A 17,260-nucleotide genomic window follows, 5' to 3' on the forward strand; every position below is an offset into this window, starting at 1 on the left:
AGGCCTGCTATGCGGGTTTATGGACTACGACTTGCGCCAGTTTCGACAAATGGCGGGCGATTGCCGCCGATTCCTGGGCGGCTTTGCTGTTTTCTTCGACGTGCTGGGCAATACTTTCCACGTTGCGGCCGATCTCCAGGCTGACCTGGCTTTGCTGTTCGGTACTGGCCGCGATCATCGACACATTGTCCAGCGCGCTGTCGGCATATTCCTTGATGCCGGCCAGCACGCGTTCGACGCTGTAAGCCTTGTCTATCCCCTGTTCGGTGCGCTGTTGAGTGGCGTCTATCGACCGTACGGCGCGGTCGATTTGCTCGCGCACCGCTACGGTAGTGCCGGTGATCTCCTCCGCCGACAGCCGGACCCGCTGCGCCAATGTCCGCACTTCGTCGGCGACCACGGCGAAGCCGCGGCCGTATTCGCCGGCCCGCGCCGCTTCGATGGCGGCGTTCAGCGCCAGCAAATTGGTTTGTTCGGAAATGGCCTTGATCATCTCCGAGATTTGCGAGACCTGTTGGGAATGCTGTTCCAGGTTGCGCATCAAACCTGCCAATTCCTCTATTTCCCGGAACAATTGTTTGATGTCGGCAATGAAACTGTCTATCGAATGCTGGCCTTGCAGCGACAGTTGTTGCGTGGTCGACGAAATTTTCTCGGTTTCCCGGCATTGCCCGGCCACGCCCAGAATGCTGGCCGACATTTGCTCGATGGCCGCGGCCATCATCGTCGTGCTTTTGCGCTGCAGATCCAACTGGTCGGCAACTTGGCCGGAACCTTGGTGCAACTGGTCGGCGGCGTAAGTCACCTCCTGGATCGACGCCTGCACCTGGCTCATCCGCCGACCCAGTTCGCGTACCGTATCGTTAAAACCGACACACAGCTCGGCCAGTTCGTCGCGGCCGGCATACTGCAAGCGGACGCCGAAATCGCCGCTCGCAAGTTGGCGCTGTGCGCCGAGCAGGCTGTGCAAACCGTTGCGCAACCCGGCGTAGAGGCCGTATAGCGCGATCATCCACGGCAGTTGGCCGGCCGCGGCCGCCAGCCACAGCCCCGGCGACAGGCCGGAGGTGTAGTTGGCGACCAGGGCGGCGGTCGCCAAGCCCGGAAGCGCGATCAGACCGGATAGAAACAGAAATTGGTGGCTAAGCCGGTAATTACCGAGAACGGCGGAAAGCAACGAAGCGGGCATGGCGGACTCGTCGAAAGTGGACACGGACTATGTGTCCAGCAAATTTCCCGCCAGTCTTGTCGGCTCGGAAATACTGCCGGTATTTGCCCGCGCCCGCACCGGTTTGGATCGTTTGCCCGCCGCGTTAAGCCGCCATGCACCATTTGGAATCGCGCAGCCGGCTGTGCCGGCTAGCGCGGTGCTGCGTCGCTGTCAGTTCGATACCTGAGTCCGGCCGCCGGCGGTTTTATCGCTAAAACAGCGCCGCCACAGGGCCAACGCCCATTGTTTGCCGTCGTCCAGATAAGTAAACGCCACCGGAATTACCAACAAACTGAGCAAGGTCGACGTAATCAAGCCGCCGATCACGGCAATCGCCATCGGGCTGCGGAACGAGGCATCGGCGTCGCCGCTGCCGATTGCGATCGGCAACATGCCGGCCCCCATTGCGATGGTGGTCATCACGATCGGCCGCGCCCGTTTGCGGCAGGCGTCGAGCAAGGCATCGAAGCGGCTCATGCCGTGGTCGCGGCGGGCGACGATGGCGTATTCGACCAGCAGAATCGAGTTTTTGGTGGCGATACCCATCAACATCACCAAGCCGATCAACGACGGCATCGAGAAGGCCTTGCCGGTCAGCAGCAAGGCCACGAAGCCGCCGCCGAACGACAACGGCAGCGCCGCCAGAATCGTGATCGGCTGGATAAAGTCCTTGAACAGCAGAATCAATACCACCAGGATGCAGAGCAAGCCGGTCAGCATCGCCAAGCCGAAACTGGAGAACAGTTCTTCCATCATCTCGGCGTCGCCGATGCTGATGCGTTTGACGCCGGCCGGCAGGTTGCGGATGCTGGGCAGATTGGCGACTGCGGCAGTGACCTCGCCCAGCGGCTGGCCGGACAGCTCGATCTCGAAATTGACGTTGCGCGAGCGGTCGTAACGGTCGAGTACGGCCGGGCCGCTGGACAATTCCAGCTTCGCCACCTGGCCGACCAAAACCGTGCCGCTGCCGCTTTTCGCCGACGGTACCGCCAGCCGTTCCAACACCGCCAGATCGCGGCGGCCTTCGGCGGCCAGTTTGACTACCATCGGCACCTGACGCTGGGCCAGATTCAGCTTGGACAGCGACCAGTCGTAATCGCCGACCGTGGCGATGCGCAGCGTTTCGGCCAGCGCGGCGGTTGTGACGCCCAGATCGGCGGCGCGGGCGAAATCCGGCCGTACCGCAATCTCCGGCCGCACCAAGGCGGCGCTGGAGGCAATGCTGCCCAGGCCCGGAATCGTCCGCAAATCGCGTTCTACGGCGCGGGCGGCGCTAGTCAGGGTTTGCGGATCGTCGCCGCTCAATACCAGCACGTATTTCTCGCCGGACGCGCCCAGGCCCACTTTGGTGCGCACGCCGGGTAATTTCTCCAGGGCCTGGCGAATCTGTTGCTCGATAACCTGTTTGCGCACCGGCCGGTCGCGGCGGCTGGCCAATGTGACGGTCAACGTGGCTTTACGCACCTCGCCGGCGCCTTGGGCGCCGGCCATCGGGTCGCTGCCCGCCGAACCGGCGCCGATGGTGGTGTAAACCGTTTTCACGTACTCGATGTCGGCGACCAAACGCCGTGCGGCTTCCGCCACGGATTGGGTCTGGTTCAAGCTGGCGCCCGGCGGCAATTCGACGAATACCTGGGTTTGCGGATTGTCGTCGGCCGGAATGAAGCCGGTCGGCAGCAGCGGAATCAACAGCAACGAGCCGACGAAAAACGCCGCCGCGCCGCCGATGGTGGCCAGCCGATGCCTTAGGCACCAGGCGGCCGCCCGAAGGTACCAACGCATCAGCGGCCCTTCGCTAATTTCCTGGTGGCCGGTGTTTTTCAGCAGGTAGGCGGACATCATCGGTGTCAGCATCCGCGCCACCACCAGCGACGCCATCACCGCCAGCGCCGCGGTCCAACCGAACTGCTTGAAAAAACGGCCGGCTACGCCGCTCATGAACGCGGTCGGCAAAAACACCGCAACCAGGGCAAAGGTGGTGGCGACCACGGCCAGGCCGATTTCGTCGGCGGCTTCCATCGCCGCCTGGTATGGCGTTTTGCCCATCCGCAGATGGCGGACGATGTTTTCCACTTCGACGATGGCGTCGTCGACCAGAATCCCGATCACCAGCGACAAGGCCAGCAGGGTAATCACGTTCAACGAAAAACCGAACAGATCCATGCCGATGAACGCCGGCACCACCGACAGCGGTAAGGCCACGGCGGAGACGAAGGTGGCGCGCCAGTCGCGCAGAAACAGCCAGACCACCAACACCGCTAACAAGCTGCCTTCGTACAGCATCGCCATCGAACCTTGAAACTCTTCCGCTACCGGATCGACGAAATTGAAGGCTTCGTTGAATTCGATATCCGGGTTGGCGGCTAACAATTCGTTCAGCGCTTTTTTGACGCCGGCGCCAACTTCGACTTCGCCGGCGCCGCGGCTGCGGGTGACCTCGAAACCGACCACCGGCTTGCCGTCCAGGAAAGCGGCGGCGCGGCGTTCGGCCACCGAGTCTTCGATGCTGGCCACTTGGTCCAGGCGGATGTGGCGGCCGTCCGCCAGCGAGAGTTGCAGCGGCCGCATTTCGTCCACCGACAATACGTTGGCCAGCGTGCGCACCGGTTGTTCGCCGCTACCCAGATCGGTACGGCCACCGGCGCTTTCGCGTTGCATCTCGCGTAATTGGCGGGAAATATCGGCCGCGGTCGCCCCCAAGGCTTGCAATTTGACCGGGTCGAGCGCAATCGTCACTTCCCGGCTGACGCCGCCGACCCGCGTCACGGCGCCGACGCCGTTCACTGCCAACAGGCGTTTGGCGACGGTGTCCTCGACGAACCACGACAGCGCTTCGTCGTCGCGCTGTTCGGAGCGCACGGTAAAGGCCAGAATCGGCGAGCCGGCCAGGTCCAGTTTATTGACGATGGGGTCGCGCAAATCGCTGGGCAGGTCGGTACGCACTTTGGTTACGGCGGAACGCACGTCGTCGACCGCTTCCTGCACCGGTTTTTCCAGGCGAAATTGGGCCGTAATGATCGCACTGCCGTCCTGCACCTTGGTGATGATGTGTTTCAACCCCTGCAGCGTGGCGATGGCGTTTTCGATTTTTCGCGCCACTTCGGTTTCCAACTGCGCCGGCGAAGCGCCGGGCAGCGTGGCCGTGACCGTGACGGTGGGCAAGTCCAGATCCGGGAAGTTCTGGATCTTCATGGTCTTGAAGCTGTGCAAGCCGCCGAACGACAGCAGCACGAACAGCATCAACGCCGGGATCGGGTTACGGATGCACCAGGCCGAGACGTTCATGGCGCCACCACCCTGACGCTGTCGCCGTCGGCCAGAAAGGAGGCGCCTCTGGCCACCAGGCGGTCGCCGGGGTTGAGGCCGGCCAGCACTTCCAGCACGTCGCCGGCGCGGCGGCCGAGTTGGACTTTGACTTGCTCGACCTTGGCCCGGTCGCCGTTCTGCTCGGCCACGCGAAACACGTAGCTGAAACCTTCGCGTAGCGACAGCGCGTCTTGCGGTACGGTCAGGCCGGCGCTGGAGCCGAGATGGAATTCGCCGCGGCCGAACATGCCGGCGCGCAAGCCGTTTTGCGCCGCATTGGGCAAATCCACGTAAACCAGGCCGTTACGGCTTTGTTCGTCCAAGGTCGGCGCCAAAAAGCGTACCGTGCCGCGAATGCGGCCGACGTTGGGTACTTCGACCGTCGCTTCGACGCCGGGCCGCAATTGCGTCATTTCGGCGGCGGTGACTTCGCCGCGCCATTCCAGCCGGTTTTGTCGGATCAATTTGAACAACTCCTGGCCTTTGGCTGCGACGGCGCCTAACGTCGCGCTGCGCGAAGAAATCACGCCGTCGTCGCTGGCCAGCACCTTGGTGTATTTCAAGCGCAACAGTTGCGCGTCCAATTGCGCCTTGGCCGATTGCAGTTTGGCTTCCGCGGTCTTGGCTCCGGTCAAGTATTGGTCGACCTGCTGCGCGCTCAACGCGCCTTTTTCCAGTACTTTGCGCGCCCGCTCGGCATTGGCCCGCGCCTCTTCCAGATTGGCTTGGGCCTCGGCGACGATGCCGCGGCTTTGGGCAATGTCGGCCAGCACGCTTTCGTCGGAAAAAGTTGCCAGTACCTGGCCCTTTTTGACCGCTTCGCCGACCTGGACATTGACCGCGCTGAGCCGCAAATCGCCGATTTCGGCGCCGATCACAGCTTCCTGCCAAGCCGCGATCGAGCCGTTGGCGGTCAGCGCGATCGGCATGTCCAGCCATTGCGGTTGCACCGTCGTCACGCTGAGCGCGGGATTGGCGGCCGCTGCTGCTGCCGGTGCGGTTTCCCGGCTATTGCCGACCGCCAGGCTGATTAAGCCGAGCGGCAGTATTACGGCGCTTAGCGATAGGATGGTTTTTCCGTGCTTCATGATTTTCCTCCGTTGAAAGAGACCTGTTGAATCGGTAAGGAATCGGGGCTAGCGTTAACGTCGCTTTGGGCGGCGGCTTCCGCGTTTGCGGTCCAGCCGCCGCCGACCGCACGGTACAGCGCAATCCAGGCGGAGACGCGCTCCTGTTCCAGCGTTTTCAGCGCGAGTTCGGCGGACAACAGATTGCGGCGGGCGGTTTCGACGTCGAGCAGACTGCTCAAACCGTTTTGATTGAGCGCTTCGAGCGAGCGGTAGTTGGCGCGGTAACTGTCGACGGCGGCGCGGCCTTCCGGCAAGCGCAGCCCAGCGCTGTTCAGGCGGACCAGAGCTTCTTCCACCTCCTTGACCGCCGTGCGCGCCTTGTCGCGGAAACGGCTTGCGGCCGCCAGGTATTGTTGCTCGGCCACCGCCACGTCGGCGGCACGTTTGCCGGCGTCGAACAAGGGCAAACTCAGGGTTGGGCCGATGGCCCAAGTCTGGGCCAACATCAGCGCGGCGGCGTTGATGTTTTGCAGGGTAGGAGTAATGTTGCCGGACAGGCTCAGTTTCGGGAACTGTTTGGCCCGCTGCACGCCGATGTTGGCGCTGGCTTCGGCTACATCGCGCTCCGCGGCGGCAATATCCGGGCGTTGCAGCAACACCCCGGCCGGGATTGCGTCGATCCGAAACGCCGGCGGTTCCGGCAGTTTCGCTGCCTGTTCCGCGTCGGTGCCCAACAAGCCGCGCAGTTCGGATTCGTCCAGCGCCGTCAACGCCGCCAGGCCTTTTACCCCGCGCTCGCATTGGGCCTGCTGTTGCAGCACATTGCTACGGGCTTCGGCCGCGCCGGCCCTTGCCAAGGCAACATCGCCGGCGGGGCGCAAACCGCTGTCGCCGGCGATTTCGATCAGCCGCGCCGATTCGCTACGCGATGCCCGGTCGGCCTGCAGAATTTGTACTTGGCTTAGGCAATAGCGGTAAGCCAGGTAGGCATTGGCGGTTTCAGCGGCGACGGTGACCCGGGCGTCGTGCCAGGCTGCGCTTTTCGCGGCCAACTGGCCGAGCGCAGCTTGCTGCTGCCGGGCCAGGCCGCCGAACAAATCGATTTCCCAACTGGATTGCAGGCCGGCGCTATATTGGTTCCAGACGAAAGGTTCGCCGCCGAAAGATGCCGAAGAACGCTTGCCGGCCAAGCTGGCATCCAGATTCGGCAACAGCGCGCCATCGGCCCCGGCCAGATTGGCGCGGGCTTGTTCGACGCGGGCCTTGGCCTCGGCTAGCGAAGCGCTTTGCCGTTCGGCGGCGTCCAGCAGGCGGGTCAAGGTCGGGTCGTTAAAGCGTTCCCACCAACGGATCAAGTCGCCGGCTGCGCCGCCATGGGCCGACCGGGCGACCGGGCCGGGCTGCGGTTCGTGCCAGCCGGTTACCGGCGGCAGCGGCTCGGCTTGGTAATCCGGGCCAACGGTGGCCAGTAAACCGCCCCCACCGCAGGCGGAAAGCAGCGGCAAGGGCAAGCTCCAGCCCAATGCCCGCCAGCGCTTATGCCGCATGTTCGCCTCCTTGCGCCCGCCGCGCCGCTTCGCCGGCGACCATCGACACGGCGTAGCCGGCCAAACGTTCGGCCAGCGTGTCGACCGCTGCCGGCGTGTTCAGCAGCGGCGCCGAAACCGTTGCGATGACGTCCTGCCCGACGTAGAAATGCACGGCCATGCCGGTGATCGCAAACGCCAAGCGGTGCAGATCGTCGTCGGCGCGGTCTAGGCCCAGATGCGTTTTCAGCAATACCACCAGGCCGTCGTGTTGCGGTTTGATCTCGGCCTCTATCTCCTGTTGCCAGGCGCCGGTCGGTTCGATCATTTCCCGGAAATGCAGCTTCATGACCAATCCCAATTCTTCGCCCTTCTTTAACGGTTCCAGAAATTCGGCGAAGAAGCGGTGCAATACCTCCGGTAAGGGTAAATCGGCGTACTCGGCGATATTCGCACCGCAGGGCGATTCGCCCATAGGTTCGGTGAACGCGGCGCGGTACAGGCCGGCTTTGTCGCCGAAGTAATAGCGGATCGCCGAAATGTTGACGCCGGCGGCCTCGCAGATCTCGCGGGTGGAGGCGCCTTCGTAGCCTTTTTCGGCAAACAGCCGTAATGCGGCGCTGACCAATCGGCTGCGTGCGTCGCTGGTTTCGGTTTCGGCGTGAGGGGTTTTAGCCATGGTGCTCCAAAAATGCTGAATATTAAATCAATCGATTGATTTGCAAATTATCAATCAATCGATTGATTGTCAATCGTCGACATCGAAATGCCGACAGCCGCGGTTAAACCGGAAGCACGGCGAATACAAAACCGGCACCGGCCGCGACCGGCAAATACTTAGCGAGAAGTGCTTCAGATCGGGCCAGCGAGCGGGTTGTTGCGGATCAGTGAAAACGGGAGAAGTTCAGGCAAGCCTTGGCACAGCCGTTTCGGCAAAGTCGGCGGCCAAGTACGGCGGCGTTGCCGGCTTCAGCTCCGGCGAATCCGGTGTTGGGCTGGGATGGGCGAACGGGTTCGCCTGGGGAAAGGTAGAAAGTCCGAGAGTTTGCCGGCGGCAACGCCCCCGGCAAGGTTACAGATACGCCAGAACCAGCCCGGTAAATACGGCGAGGCCGAACCAGTTGTTGTTCAAAAACGCCTTGAAACAATTGGGCTTGTCGAAATGGAAGATCAGCTTTTGTTGGTAAACCGCAAAACCGGCCGCGGCCAGTAGCCCGGCATAATAGGGCCAGGCTAATTGGCGTTCGTGGCCGATCCAGAACAGCAAGCCCAGGATTACCGCCTGCAGGCCGCCGGTGATTTCCCGCACCCGGCTGCCGAACAAAATTGCCGTCGATTTGACGCCGATTTTCAAGTCGTCGTCGATGTCGACCATCGCATACATCGTGTCGTAGACCAAGGCCCACAGCAAAACCGCAAGATACAAAATCCAGCCGACCAACGGAATGCTATCGGTTTGCGCGGCAAACGCCATCGGTACTGCGAAGCCGAATGCGGCGCCCAGATAAGCTTGCGGCAAATGGGTATAGCGTTTCATAAACGGGTAGCTGGCCGCCAGAAAGGCGCCGACGAATGATAGCGCTATCGTGTACCAGTTCATCAGTAATACCAGGCTGAACGCGGTCAGGCACAGGACCGCGAATACCAGCAAGGCCTCCTTGGGCGAGACGCGGCCGGCGGCGATAGGTCGTTGCTTGCAGCGGTCGACATGGGGGTCGAAATCGCGGTCGGCATAGTCGTTGATCACGCAACCGGCCGCCCGCATCAAAACCACGCCGGCGACGAATACCGCCAATACCAACGCATCCGGCTTGCCGTTGCCGGCAATCCATAACGCCCACAGGGTCGGCCACAACAAAATGAAAATGCCGATGGGTTTGTCGAAACGGGCTAAAAGCCAATATTGGCGCAGGCGCTCGGTAATTTTATTCATCGCTGGGCTAAGAGTCGGGGTTTACGTGGGCAGTCGCGGATCGTGACGGCGCATTCTAATGCAAAACCGGCGAACGGCGGTTTTGGCCGAGTTGCCGCACGGTCGCCGAACCCGATTTGACACCTTAATATTAAGGCGGCCAACCCTTTGCCGACCGGGGTTGCCGCGCATCGGCGAGCCGGCGCCCTTCCGCCCTGCATGGCGATTTCGGATATAATCGGGCCATTTTTACCAAACGAGTGGCTCTCAACGTGTCGACTAGCAAAAACGATGTCTCAACTTTTCAGGGCCTGATTCTGACGCTGCAGGAATACTGGTCGAATCAGGGGTGCGTGTTGTTACAGCCTTTGGATCAGGAAGTCGGCGCCGGCACCTTTCATCCGGCGACGTTTTTGCGGGCGATAGGCCCGGAGCCTTGGAACTCGGCTTACGTGCAACCGTCGCGCCGACCGACCGACGGCCGCTACGGCGAAAACCCGAACCGCTTGCAGCATTACTACCAGTTTCAGGTGATCATGAAGCCGTCGCCGGACAATATCCAGGAGCTGTACCTGGGCTCGTTGCGCCATTTGGGGCTGGATCTGCTGGAACACGACATTCGCTTCGTCGAGGACAATTGGGAGTCTCCGACTCTGGGCGCCTGGGGCTTGGGCTGGGAAGTCTGGCTGAACGGTATGGAAGTGACCCAATTTACCTATTTCCAACAAGTCGGCGGTCTGGAATGCCGGCCGGTGACCGGCGAAATTACCTATGGCCTGGAACGCATCGCGATGTATCTGCAAGGCGTCGAATCGGTATTCGATCTGGTCTGGACTCAAGGCCCGCAAGGCGTGGTGACCTACGGCGACGTGTTCCACCAGAACGAGGTCGAGATGTCGGAGTTCAATTTCGACCTGGCCAACGTCGATTTTCTGTTCAACTGCTTCGATACCTACGAACGCGAATGCTTGATGCTGCTGGAAAAAAACCTGCCGCTGCCGGCCTACGAAATGGTACTGAAAGCCTCGCATTCGTTTAACTTGCTCGACGCCCGCCACGCCATTTCGGTGACCGAGCGCCAACGCTACATACTCAGGGTGCGCAATATGGCCAAGTCGGTCGCCGAAGCGTATTACAATCGCCGGGAAGCGCTGGGCTTCCCTATTCTCGCCAGACAGGGAGCGTAACCATGACAGCGACCAACCATTTTCTATTCGAATTGGGCTGCGAGGAATTACCGCCCAAATCTTTAAAGCGGCTTAGCCAGGCTTTACTGGACAGCTTACTGACGAGTTTGCAGGATGCCGGCTTGAGTTACACCCGGGCCAGGGCTTACGCGACGCCGCGGCGCCTGGCGGTATTGATCGACGATTTACAGACTTTCCAGGCCGATAAAATCGTCGAAAAACGCGGCCCTGCACTGCAGGCGGCGTACGGACCTGACGGCGCACCGAGCAAGGCGGCGCTGGGTTTTGCCGCGAGTTGCGGCGCCAGTTTCGAGCAATTGGAGAAATTGGAAACCGACAAAGGTTCGTGGTTGATTTTCAAACAAGCGGTGAAAGGCCAAGCGACGGCCGAGTTATTGCCCGACATCATCCGCAAAGCATTGGCCAATTTGCCGATTGCCAAGCGCATGCGTTGGGGCAGTTTCGATGCCGAATTCGCCCGGCCGGTGCATTGGGCCGTCCTGTTGTTCGGCAGCGAAATCATCGTCACCGACATTCTCGGCCGTACCACCGGCCGGATCACCCGCGGCCATCGCTTTCACGCGCCGCAGGATTTGAGTATTCATGACCCGCACGAGTATCTGGATGTTTTAAAGCAGAAAGGCAAAGTGTTGGCCGATTTCGAGGAAAGGATGGCCGTAATCCGAGACGCGGCGAACCAGGCGGCGGAAAAAGTCGGCGGCGTCGCCCATATCGAGCCAGACCTGCTGGAAGAAGTGGCCGCACTGAACGAGTGGCCGGTGCCGGTGGTCGGTAATTTCGACGCCCGCTTTCTGGAGTTGCCGCAGGAAGTGCTGATCACGACGATGCAGGCCAACCAGAAATATTTCCCGGTCAAAAACGCGCAAGGCGGTTTGCTGCCGCATTTCATCACCTTCGCCAATATCGAAAGCTCGCGGCCGGATTCGATTCGGGCCGGCAACGAGCGGGTGGTCTTGCCGCGCCTGGTCGATGCCGAATTTTTCTGGAAGCAGGACAGGAAGCAATCCTTGGCGGAGCGGGTGGACAGCTTGAAAACCATCGTGTTCCAGAAAGACCTGGGAACCTTGTTCGACAAAACCGAACGCGTGGCGAATCTGGCCGGTCTGGTTGCCGAACAACTCGGCGCCGACGCCGGCTTAGCCAAGCGTGCGGCTTTGCTGGCCAAAACCGATTTGATGACCAATATGGTCGGAGAGTTCGCCAACCTGCAAGGCACGATGGGCCGTTATTACGCGATTGCCGACGGCGAAGATTTGGCTGTAGCCTATGCATTGGAAGAGCAGTATTTTCCTAAGCAGTCCGGCGGCGAAATCCCGCAGACGCCGGTCAGCGTCGCGTTGGCTTTGGCGGAAAAGGTCGACACATTGGCCGGTATTTTCAGCGCCGGCCTGATTCCGACCGGCGATAAAGACCCGTATGCCTTACGCCGGGCTGCGATAGGTATTTTGCGGATACTGGTCGAAAACGGCTTGGCGCTGGATGTTGCGGAATTGCTGGATGCGGCGCTGGCCCAATTCGGCCACGCTTTCGACCGGAGCGAAACCCGGCAAAAACTGGTCGGCTTTATTTTCGACCGCCTGAAGGGCTATTGCCTGGACCAGGGCTTCTCCAGCGACGAATTCGAGGCGGTGTTGGCGGTAAATCCGACCCGGCCGTTCGATTTCTGGCAACGCCTCCGCGCCGTGAAAGACTTCCGCGCCCTGCCCGAAGCGGAAAGCTTGGCCGCCGCTAACAAGCGGATCGGCAATATCCTGAAAAAATCCGAGCAAGCGCCGGCCGAGCAGATCGGTATGTTGGTCGAAACCGCGGAGAAAAACCTGCTTGCCGCCGCCGAACAGTCGGAGGCGGATATCGGGCCGTTATTGGCGGAACAGAATTATGCGCTGGCGCTAAGCCGTTTGGCGCAGTTGCGCGACAGCGTCGACGCTTTCTTCGATAATGTGATGGTCAATACCGACGACCCAGCGCTGCGTAGTAGCCGTCTGGCGCTGCTGGCCAAATTGTCCAACCAATTTTTACAAATCGCCGATATTTCCAAGCTGCAATCGTGACCGGGCGTTACGTGATTCTGGACCGGGACGGCACCATCAACGTCGATTCCGACGAGTTCATCAAATCCGCCGCTGAATGGCTGCCGTTGCCCGGCAGCCTGGAAGCCATAGCGATGCTGAACCGCCATGGTTTTCGCGTTGCGGTGGTCAGTAACCAGTCCGGAATTGCCAGAGGCTTATTCGATTTGGCAACGCTGGGCGCAATTCACGCCAAAATGTTGCAACTTACCCGTGCCGCCGGCGGTGAAATCGAGGCGATTTATTATTGCCCGCACGGCCCCGACGACCATTGCGATTGCCGCAAACCCAAAGCCGGCTTGTTTCGCCGCTTGGCCGACGACAAGCGCATCGATTTGAGCGCGACCTTTGCCGTCGGCGATTCGTTGCGCGACGTACAGGCCGCGGAGACGGCCGGCGCCAAGCCGATACTTGTCAAAACCGGCAAAGGTTTGCAAACCCTTAACGACAACCCACAACTAGACGTTCCCGTTTTCGACAATCTTTATGACGCAGCCGCATATATCGTCTCGGAAAGCCGACTTTAGAGTTTATCTGGGCTCTACCTTATTGTTCATCTACATCGTAATCTCGACGCTGATCGTCGGGGTGGCGATTTTAGGCGGTTTTTTTCTGCCGTTTCATTGGCGTTATAAATTCGCCGATATCTGGATCGATTGCCTGCTCTATATGCTGAAGTTGTGCTGCGGACTCAGCCACGAGGTTGAGGGCCTGGAGCACATTCCGCAGGTCGGCGCGGCTATCGTGCTGAGCAAGCATCAATCGGCTTGGGAAACCGTGGCGCTGCGGCAATTTATTCGGCCGCAAACCGCGGTCTTGAAAAAATCGCTGCTGCAGATTCCGTTCGGCGGCTGGGCGTTGGCAACTTTAAAGCCGATTGCCATAGACCGGCAGAACCAAAAGGAAGCCTTAAAAATGTTGATCGATCAGGGTATCGAGCGCTTGCAGGAGGGGTTGTTCGTCGTGGTGTTTCCGGAAGGCACCAGAGTGGCGCCAGGCGCGCACAAAAAATTTAATGCCGGCGGCGCTATGCTTGCTCAGAAATCGGGGTTTCCGGTGATTCCTTTAGCGCACAATGCCGGTGAATTTTGGCCGCGTAACAGCTTTTTGAAGTATCCCGGCGTGATTAAAGTGAAAATCGGTCCGCCGATCAGCACCGTCGATAAAAAGTCGAAAGATATTAATGCCGAAGCCGAAGCGTGGATAACGCAGGCTATGGTGAAAATCGAAGCGGAAAAAAATTGAGGTTTATTTTTCGCCGGCCACAAAAAAGGCCCGGATGCAACGGGCCTTTTTGTTAAGCAAGTTTGTTTACAGCTGTACTGATGAGGTAGCGCTGGAAACTTTTTGTTTAGATGCATCAGGATTGTCCATGCATCCGCTCAGGCCGGCAATCATCAGGGTCATGGCCATTAATGACAGTACTTTTTTCATAATTCCTCCAAATCAAAAATTTTAATTTTACGTGCTCGGCAATCGAACACGGGAGTTCTTATAACACGGCTAAAAACCGATACGCAAATCGAGCCTCATTATCAAATTGTCAAGCCCCGTAACGAATAAGGCCCGCAATTGCGGGCCTTACATCAGGAGTCTGAAATCCTGTAACGGCTACGATTATTTTGCACCGCTGCCTTGTTGGTTAGTAGAGCCGTAACCTTTTGGTTTTGGGTTGCCTTGGTCTGGATCGTCCATGCAACCGGCCAAGCTCACCATAACCATAACCATAGCCAAAACAGAAAATACTTTTTTCATAACATCCTCCAGATTTAATGGGTTTTTATAATTTTGAGTGTACTTAAACGAAGCACGCAAAATTTATAGCATGACCAATCTGCGCATGCAACACTCTTTTTCATATTGCGTCGATGTCCATAGGTAAGCTGATTTTGATTTCCTTGCCGGTCCAGCGCGCAGAGCCTATCACTTGCCAGCTACCTGATAAATTATTGTTTCTTAAGTCTTTCTCCCAGGTAAATGGGGCTCTGGTTTTCTTCATTTTAATGATGAATTGGGTGTTTTCCAGGCTCAGGCCGGCCTTGAGGCCCCAAAATGCGGTGACTTTCATGATGAATTTTTTTAGGCGCAATTCGTCGATATTCGGCGTGACTGCGATGTTGGCCCACATAGAATGGACACGCCCCCAGTTCGGAGCCAGCAGTCGGCCCTGCTGGTCGACGAACGGCAGCCAACGCTCGTTACCGTCGGTATCCAGGTAGGTAATCGCCAAGATATGGTCGTAGCCTTCGAAATGGTCGTGCAGATACAAAGCATGCGGCGTGATACCGATAAAGGTATGCGACATCATCAATAACGCATTACTCATGCTGTTCAGCATGCTGGTCAGCGGCGATTGCCGGGTATCGACGTGCAAACGGTAAAGCAGGCCGTAGTGTATGCTGCTGTTGAGCTGAAACAGGATCAATACCAGCAGCACTTTGCTGATCTTGTGGACGAAACTTCTGGCCGGGATCGCATGTTCCGCTTCGAATATGCGTTGGTAAAAACTGCTTTCGGCGGCGTCGGCAGCCGGCGGAGCGCAACTGGCGTCGCAGACTAAGCGTTGGCGATTGTCGGCAATCGCCCGATAACGCTTGCATATCCATCCGTAAAGCAACGGCAAGCGCATCATCCAGCCGACCGGGGCAGAGTAACCCATCGCCACCAGAATTTGCGAATAGGTGTCGACGCCGGCGTAAACCCGGCCTTGGCCGTCGACCGCATACAGATCCGTCATCAGTTGTTGCTGGCCTAAATGGGACAAGGCCGGATAGTCGGCGGCAAAGATTTGCGCGGGCTTAAAATCGACCCGGCGCAATACGTCGAAGTGGTTTAAGGTCAACACCGTGCGATTGCAGAGCGGACATTGTTGGTCGTAAAACACGGTCAAAACCGCCTGCTTGGCACGCAACCACGCTCCGATGCGGCGGTACCAGCCAAACGGCATGACCAGTGCGTAAAAAATCAACATGCCCATGCCGAACGGATAGATGTTGAACGACAGCGTGATGCCGAGATGCAGCGACAATCCCAGCAGAAAATACAGCCAGCGGAAACGGCGGCGGGAATATAAAAACAGGAAACTGAATTGAAAAACGATGATGGTATAGCCGATGGCCTTTTGCAGGAGCTCGATGTTCAACAGCCAGGACATATCGAGCGCCGATATGTAGTACGGCATGGAAGACGGCAACCAGGCGCCGAGGCCGTTGCGCCAATGCTCGGCGAACATTTTGTGGATTGCCGAATCGAAATACAAAAATCCGAGGCAAACGACGACCGGTAAATGGTACGCCAAGGCCGAGACGGTTTCCGCCCCGTAGTTAGAATAATGGACGAAGGGGTTGCGCAACTTGCGGCGCAGGCCGTCGATGGCAAACGCGCGATCGAGCGGCATGAAGATCAGGAAAAAATTCGCGCCGGTCATGAACAAATCGAAGCCGCCGTCGAAATCGCGTTGCATTGGCGTGAAATTGACGAACACCAGCCAAAACAGGTAATTGGCGATGCTGTTGGCTTGGCAGCGGTAACCCACGGCCAGACAGAAGGCTGTTGCCGCCCACAGCCAGAGAAAGAACGGAATCATCGGAAATTCGACATCCAGGAACGGAATTGGATCGAAAATCAGATGGTTGAAATACAGCAGGAAAAATACTTCCTGCAGCGTCACCAGGCCGAACAGTAGCCGGAACAGCCCAATACCGGTTGCAGGTGCCTTTTCGGAATAAAGCCTATTGATTTTCAGAACTAACGATTTGTACATGGCGGATCGGCAGGCCAAAAGGTTACCGATTATAAGGGATTTTGCCGAAAAGCCGGATTGAAGGCCAAAAAAAAGCGGCTACGGGATCTGTCCGTAGCCGCTTTTTCCAGAAAAGCTTTGTAAGCGCGAGCAGGAAACGTTGCTTATTCTTCGTCTTTAGGTTCAGCGAAAACCCATTTTACGAAGAAATAGCCAGCAGCGATGATTACTACCGCGCCGATCATGCCAGATGGTTCTTTCAGCATTTCTGTTAAATCTAAGATCGCTCCCATGGGTGCCTCCTACCTTAAAGTTAGTTGTTATAAAATGTGCCATTTCGTTGGCGGTCGAAGTTCATATGTTACTTTAGCCACCTTCAAAGTCAAGCAATTCGTGGCTGTTCAGTAAAGATAGCGGCGCAATTGCTATCCGGACCGAATATGGTAGTATGCCAGCTCAACCTGAATTTTTAGAACAATAAAAAAGTACAAGGGGAATAAATATGATCGGTGGCATTGTAATGGTTTTGACCGCTATCTGGGTTTACCAGAGCATGATGAAGGCGAAAAAGCCGAATGTATTGATATGGGTGGCAGCTTGCGCCGCGGCGTTTTTCGCGGTGGAATTCGTAGCCCAGATTTTCTGCATCGAGATTATTGATGCACTGGGTGGCAAAGACATTGGCGACAGTTACGACCGCGACTTGGCTAGCGTCAGCGACAGAAGAACCCAGGAGAATGCCGGAGGATTTTTCGTCAACAGCCTTTGCGAATTGTTTCCGTCCATTGCCGGTTTCCTTGTCGTCGCTGTCGTCCGCACCTTGATCATTTTGAAAGAAGCTTTGACACCAGCCAATTTGTTTAGCGGCGTCAAAGAGATGTTCATCAGCATCAAAGACAGCTTCAAAACCTCGTCCGGCAACTAAGCCGTTCCGATGCGTAAGCCCAAGGCAACTTGGGCTTACGCCGGCAACGCTTCAATCGCCGATAACGGCAGACACGATACCGACTATCGTAAAAATAAACAGCACCGTCGCAATTAAGCCGACTACCAAGTAGGCCGGTAACGAGCCATGCTGAAAATCAATCTCCCTGTTCTTGTTGCTTTGTATGCCAATCGCGGCGGCAAATACGCTTTTGACGACGTGCAGTAGGCTGGGTTTAGACATGATTTCCCTCAAAAATTGGTTTGCCGAAATTTCCGGTTAGCCGCCGTTC

The 17,260-nt window shown here is 58.1% G+C and carries 16 protein-coding genes; 5 read left to right on the plus strand and 11 right to left on the minus strand.

The window, feature by feature from the left end; translation table 11 throughout:
• Window positions 1-7 precede the first annotated feature (7 nt).
• The 6 genes from MKFW12EY_RS01450 to ubiA form a co-directional block, all read right to left on the minus strand.
• Entirely contained in the window at window positions 8-1,189 is a 1,182-nt protein-coding gene (locus MKFW12EY_RS01450; protein ID WP_221053883.1) for a methyl-accepting chemotaxis protein, read from the minus strand.
• A gap of 192 nt (window positions 1,190-1,381) precedes the next feature.
• Complete coding sequence (locus tag MKFW12EY_RS01455) at window positions 1,382-4,495, minus strand: efflux RND transporter permease subunit (protein ID WP_221053884.1); 3,114 nt, start codon at window positions 4,493-4,495, stop codon at window positions 1,382-1,384.
• Window positions 4,492-5,604 (minus strand): efflux RND transporter periplasmic adaptor subunit, encoded by a 1,113-nt coding sequence (locus MKFW12EY_RS01460; RefSeq protein ID WP_064020200.1) that lies wholly within the window; start codon window positions 5,602-5,604, stop codon window positions 4,492-4,494. Before MKFW12EY_RS01460 ends, MKFW12EY_RS01455 begins: the two co-directional genes overlap by 4 nt.
• Window positions 5,601-7,133 (minus strand): efflux transporter outer membrane subunit, encoded by a 1,533-nt coding sequence (locus MKFW12EY_RS01465; RefSeq protein ID WP_221053885.1) that lies wholly within the window; start codon window positions 7,131-7,133, stop codon window positions 5,601-5,603. The genes MKFW12EY_RS01460 and MKFW12EY_RS01465 overlap by 4 nt, the downstream gene beginning before the upstream one ends.
• Window positions 7,123-7,791, minus strand: a complete 669-nt coding sequence (locus tag MKFW12EY_RS01470) for a CerR family C-terminal domain-containing protein (RefSeq protein ID WP_221053886.1) — start codon at window positions 7,789-7,791, stop codon at window positions 7,123-7,125. The genes MKFW12EY_RS01465 and MKFW12EY_RS01470 overlap by 11 nt, the downstream gene beginning before the upstream one ends.
• Before the next feature lie 393 nt (window positions 7,792-8,184).
• The gene (ubiA, locus tag MKFW12EY_RS01475; RefSeq protein ID WP_054760473.1) at window positions 8,185-9,045 is read right to left on the minus strand and encodes a 4-hydroxybenzoate octaprenyltransferase; all 861 of its coding nucleotides are present in this window, start codon (window positions 9,043-9,045) and stop codon (window positions 8,185-8,187) included.
• A 251-nt stretch (window positions 9,046-9,296) separates the two neighbouring features.
• Here ubiA and glyQ point away from each other — a divergent pair, with 251 nt between their 5' ends.
• Genes glyQ through MKFW12EY_RS01495 form a run of 4 tightly spaced genes read left to right on the plus strand, consistent with a single transcriptional unit; the run spans window position 9,297 to window position 13,546 of the window.
• Window positions 9,297-10,211 (plus strand): glycine--tRNA ligase subunit alpha, encoded by a 915-nt coding sequence (gene glyQ / locus MKFW12EY_RS01480; protein ID WP_064023322.1) that lies wholly within the window; start codon window positions 9,297-9,299, stop codon window positions 10,209-10,211.
• A gap of 2 nt (window positions 10,212-10,213) precedes the next feature.
• Window positions 10,214-12,283 (plus strand): glycine--tRNA ligase subunit beta, encoded by a 2,070-nt coding sequence (gene glyS / locus MKFW12EY_RS01485; RefSeq protein ID WP_221053887.1) that lies wholly within the window; start codon window positions 10,214-10,216, stop codon window positions 12,281-12,283.
• A complete protein-coding gene (gmhB, locus tag MKFW12EY_RS01490) occupies window positions 12,280-12,828 on the plus strand; it encodes a D-glycero-beta-D-manno-heptose 1,7-bisphosphate 7-phosphatase (protein WP_221053888.1) in 549 nt (182 codons plus the stop codon). Before glyS ends, gmhB begins: the two co-directional genes overlap by 4 nt.
• Entirely contained in the window at window positions 12,788-13,546 is a 759-nt protein-coding gene (locus MKFW12EY_RS01495; RefSeq protein ID WP_054760471.1) for a lysophospholipid acyltransferase family protein, read from the plus strand. The genes gmhB and MKFW12EY_RS01495 overlap by 41 nt, the downstream gene beginning before the upstream one ends.
• 66 nt (window positions 13,547-13,612) lie before the next feature.
• Here the strand turns inward: MKFW12EY_RS01495 and MKFW12EY_RS23150 are convergent, their stop codons facing one another.
• From MKFW12EY_RS23150 to MKFW12EY_RS23155, 4 genes are all read right to left on the minus strand, one after another.
• Window positions 13,613-13,735, minus strand: coding sequence for a hypothetical protein (locus MKFW12EY_RS23150; RefSeq protein ID WP_256360698.1), 123 nt, complete (start codon window positions 13,733-13,735; stop codon window positions 13,613-13,615).
• Window positions 13,736-13,918: 183 nt separating this feature from the next.
• On the minus strand, window positions 13,919-14,056 hold the full coding sequence (locus MKFW12EY_RS01500) for a hypothetical protein (protein ID WP_197484941.1): 138 nt from the start codon (window positions 14,054-14,056) through the stop codon (window positions 13,919-13,921).
• A 100-nt stretch (window positions 14,057-14,156) separates the two neighbouring features.
• On the minus strand, window positions 14,157-16,064 hold the full coding sequence (locus MKFW12EY_RS01505) for a DCC1-like thiol-disulfide oxidoreductase family protein (RefSeq protein WP_054760470.1): 1,908 nt from the start codon (window positions 16,062-16,064) through the stop codon (window positions 14,157-14,159).
• Between the two features lie 143 nt (window positions 16,065-16,207).
• Window positions 16,208-16,336, minus strand: a complete 129-nt coding sequence (locus MKFW12EY_RS23155; RefSeq protein ID WP_255189959.1) for a hypothetical protein — start codon at window positions 16,334-16,336, stop codon at window positions 16,208-16,210.
• A 227-nt stretch (window positions 16,337-16,563) separates the two neighbouring features.
• On the opposite strand from MKFW12EY_RS23155, the gene MKFW12EY_RS01510 reads away from it, so the two are divergent.
• The gene (locus MKFW12EY_RS01510; RefSeq protein WP_231914829.1) at window positions 16,564-16,968 is read left to right on the plus strand and encodes a hypothetical protein; all 405 of its coding nucleotides are present in this window, start codon (window positions 16,564-16,566) and stop codon (window positions 16,966-16,968) included.
• Window positions 16,969-17,019: 51 nt separating this feature from the next.
• Here MKFW12EY_RS01510 and MKFW12EY_RS01515 read toward each other — a convergent pair whose 3' ends face one another.
• Complete coding sequence (locus MKFW12EY_RS01515; RefSeq protein WP_054760468.1) at window positions 17,020-17,211, minus strand: DUF2970 domain-containing protein; 192 nt, start codon at window positions 17,209-17,211, stop codon at window positions 17,020-17,022.
• Between the last annotated feature and the right edge of the window lie 49 nt (window positions 17,212-17,260).

The sequence above is a fragment of the Methylomonas koyamae genome (genome assembly GCF_019669905.1).
Classification (GTDB): domain Bacteria; phylum Pseudomonadota; class Gammaproteobacteria; order Methylococcales; family Methylomonadaceae; genus Methylomonas; species Methylomonas koyamae.

Excerpts from the sequence above, each read along its gene's own strand:
- MKFW12EY_RS23155 (WP_255189959.1), bottom strand. The coding sequence starts at position 16,336 with ATGGGAGCGATCTTAGATTTAACAGAAATGCTGAAAGAACCATCTGGC.
- MKFW12EY_RS01455 (WP_221053884.1), bottom strand. The coding sequence starts at position 4,495 with ATGAACGTCTCGGCCTGGTGCATCCGTAACCCGATCCCGGCGTTGATG.
- glyS (WP_221053887.1), top strand. The coding sequence starts at position 10,214 with ATGACAGCGACCAACCATTTTCTATTCGAATTGGGCTGCGAGGAATTA.
- MKFW12EY_RS01515 (WP_054760468.1), bottom strand. The coding sequence starts at position 17,211 with ATGTCTAAACCCAGCCTACTGCACGTCGTCAAAAGCGTATTTGCCGCC.
- MKFW12EY_RS01495 (WP_054760471.1), top strand. The coding sequence starts at position 12,788 with ATGACGCAGCCGCATATATCGTCTCGGAAAGCCGACTTTAGAGTTTAT.
- ubiA (WP_054760473.1), bottom strand. The coding sequence starts at position 9,045 with ATGAATAAAATTACCGAGCGCCTGCGCCAATATTGGCTTTTAGCCCGT.
- MKFW12EY_RS01470 (WP_221053886.1), bottom strand. The coding sequence starts at position 7,791 with ATGGCTAAAACCCCTCACGCCGAAACCGAAACCAGCGACGCACGCAGC.
- MKFW12EY_RS01460 (WP_064020200.1), bottom strand. The coding sequence starts at position 5,604 with ATGAAGCACGGAAAAACCATCCTATCGCTAAGCGCCGTAATACTGCCG.
- MKFW12EY_RS23150 (WP_256360698.1), bottom strand. The coding sequence starts at position 13,735 with ATGAAAAAAGTACTGTCATTAATGGCCATGACCCTGATGATTGCCGGC.
- MKFW12EY_RS01500 (WP_197484941.1), bottom strand. The coding sequence starts at position 14,056 with ATGAAAAAAGTATTTTCTGTTTTGGCTATGGTTATGGTTATGGTGAGC.
- MKFW12EY_RS01450 (WP_221053883.1), bottom strand. The coding sequence starts at position 1,189 with ATGCCCGCTTCGTTGCTTTCCGCCGTTCTCGGTAATTACCGGCTTAGC.
- MKFW12EY_RS01505 (WP_054760470.1), bottom strand. The coding sequence starts at position 16,064 with ATGTACAAATCGTTAGTTCTGAAAATCAATAGGCTTTATTCCGAAAAG.
- MKFW12EY_RS01510 (WP_231914829.1), top strand. The coding sequence starts at position 16,564 with ATGGTTTTGACCGCTATCTGGGTTTACCAGAGCATGATGAAGGCGAAA.
- MKFW12EY_RS01465 (WP_221053885.1), bottom strand. The coding sequence starts at position 7,133 with ATGCGGCATAAGCGCTGGCGGGCATTGGGCTGGAGCTTGCCCTTGCCG.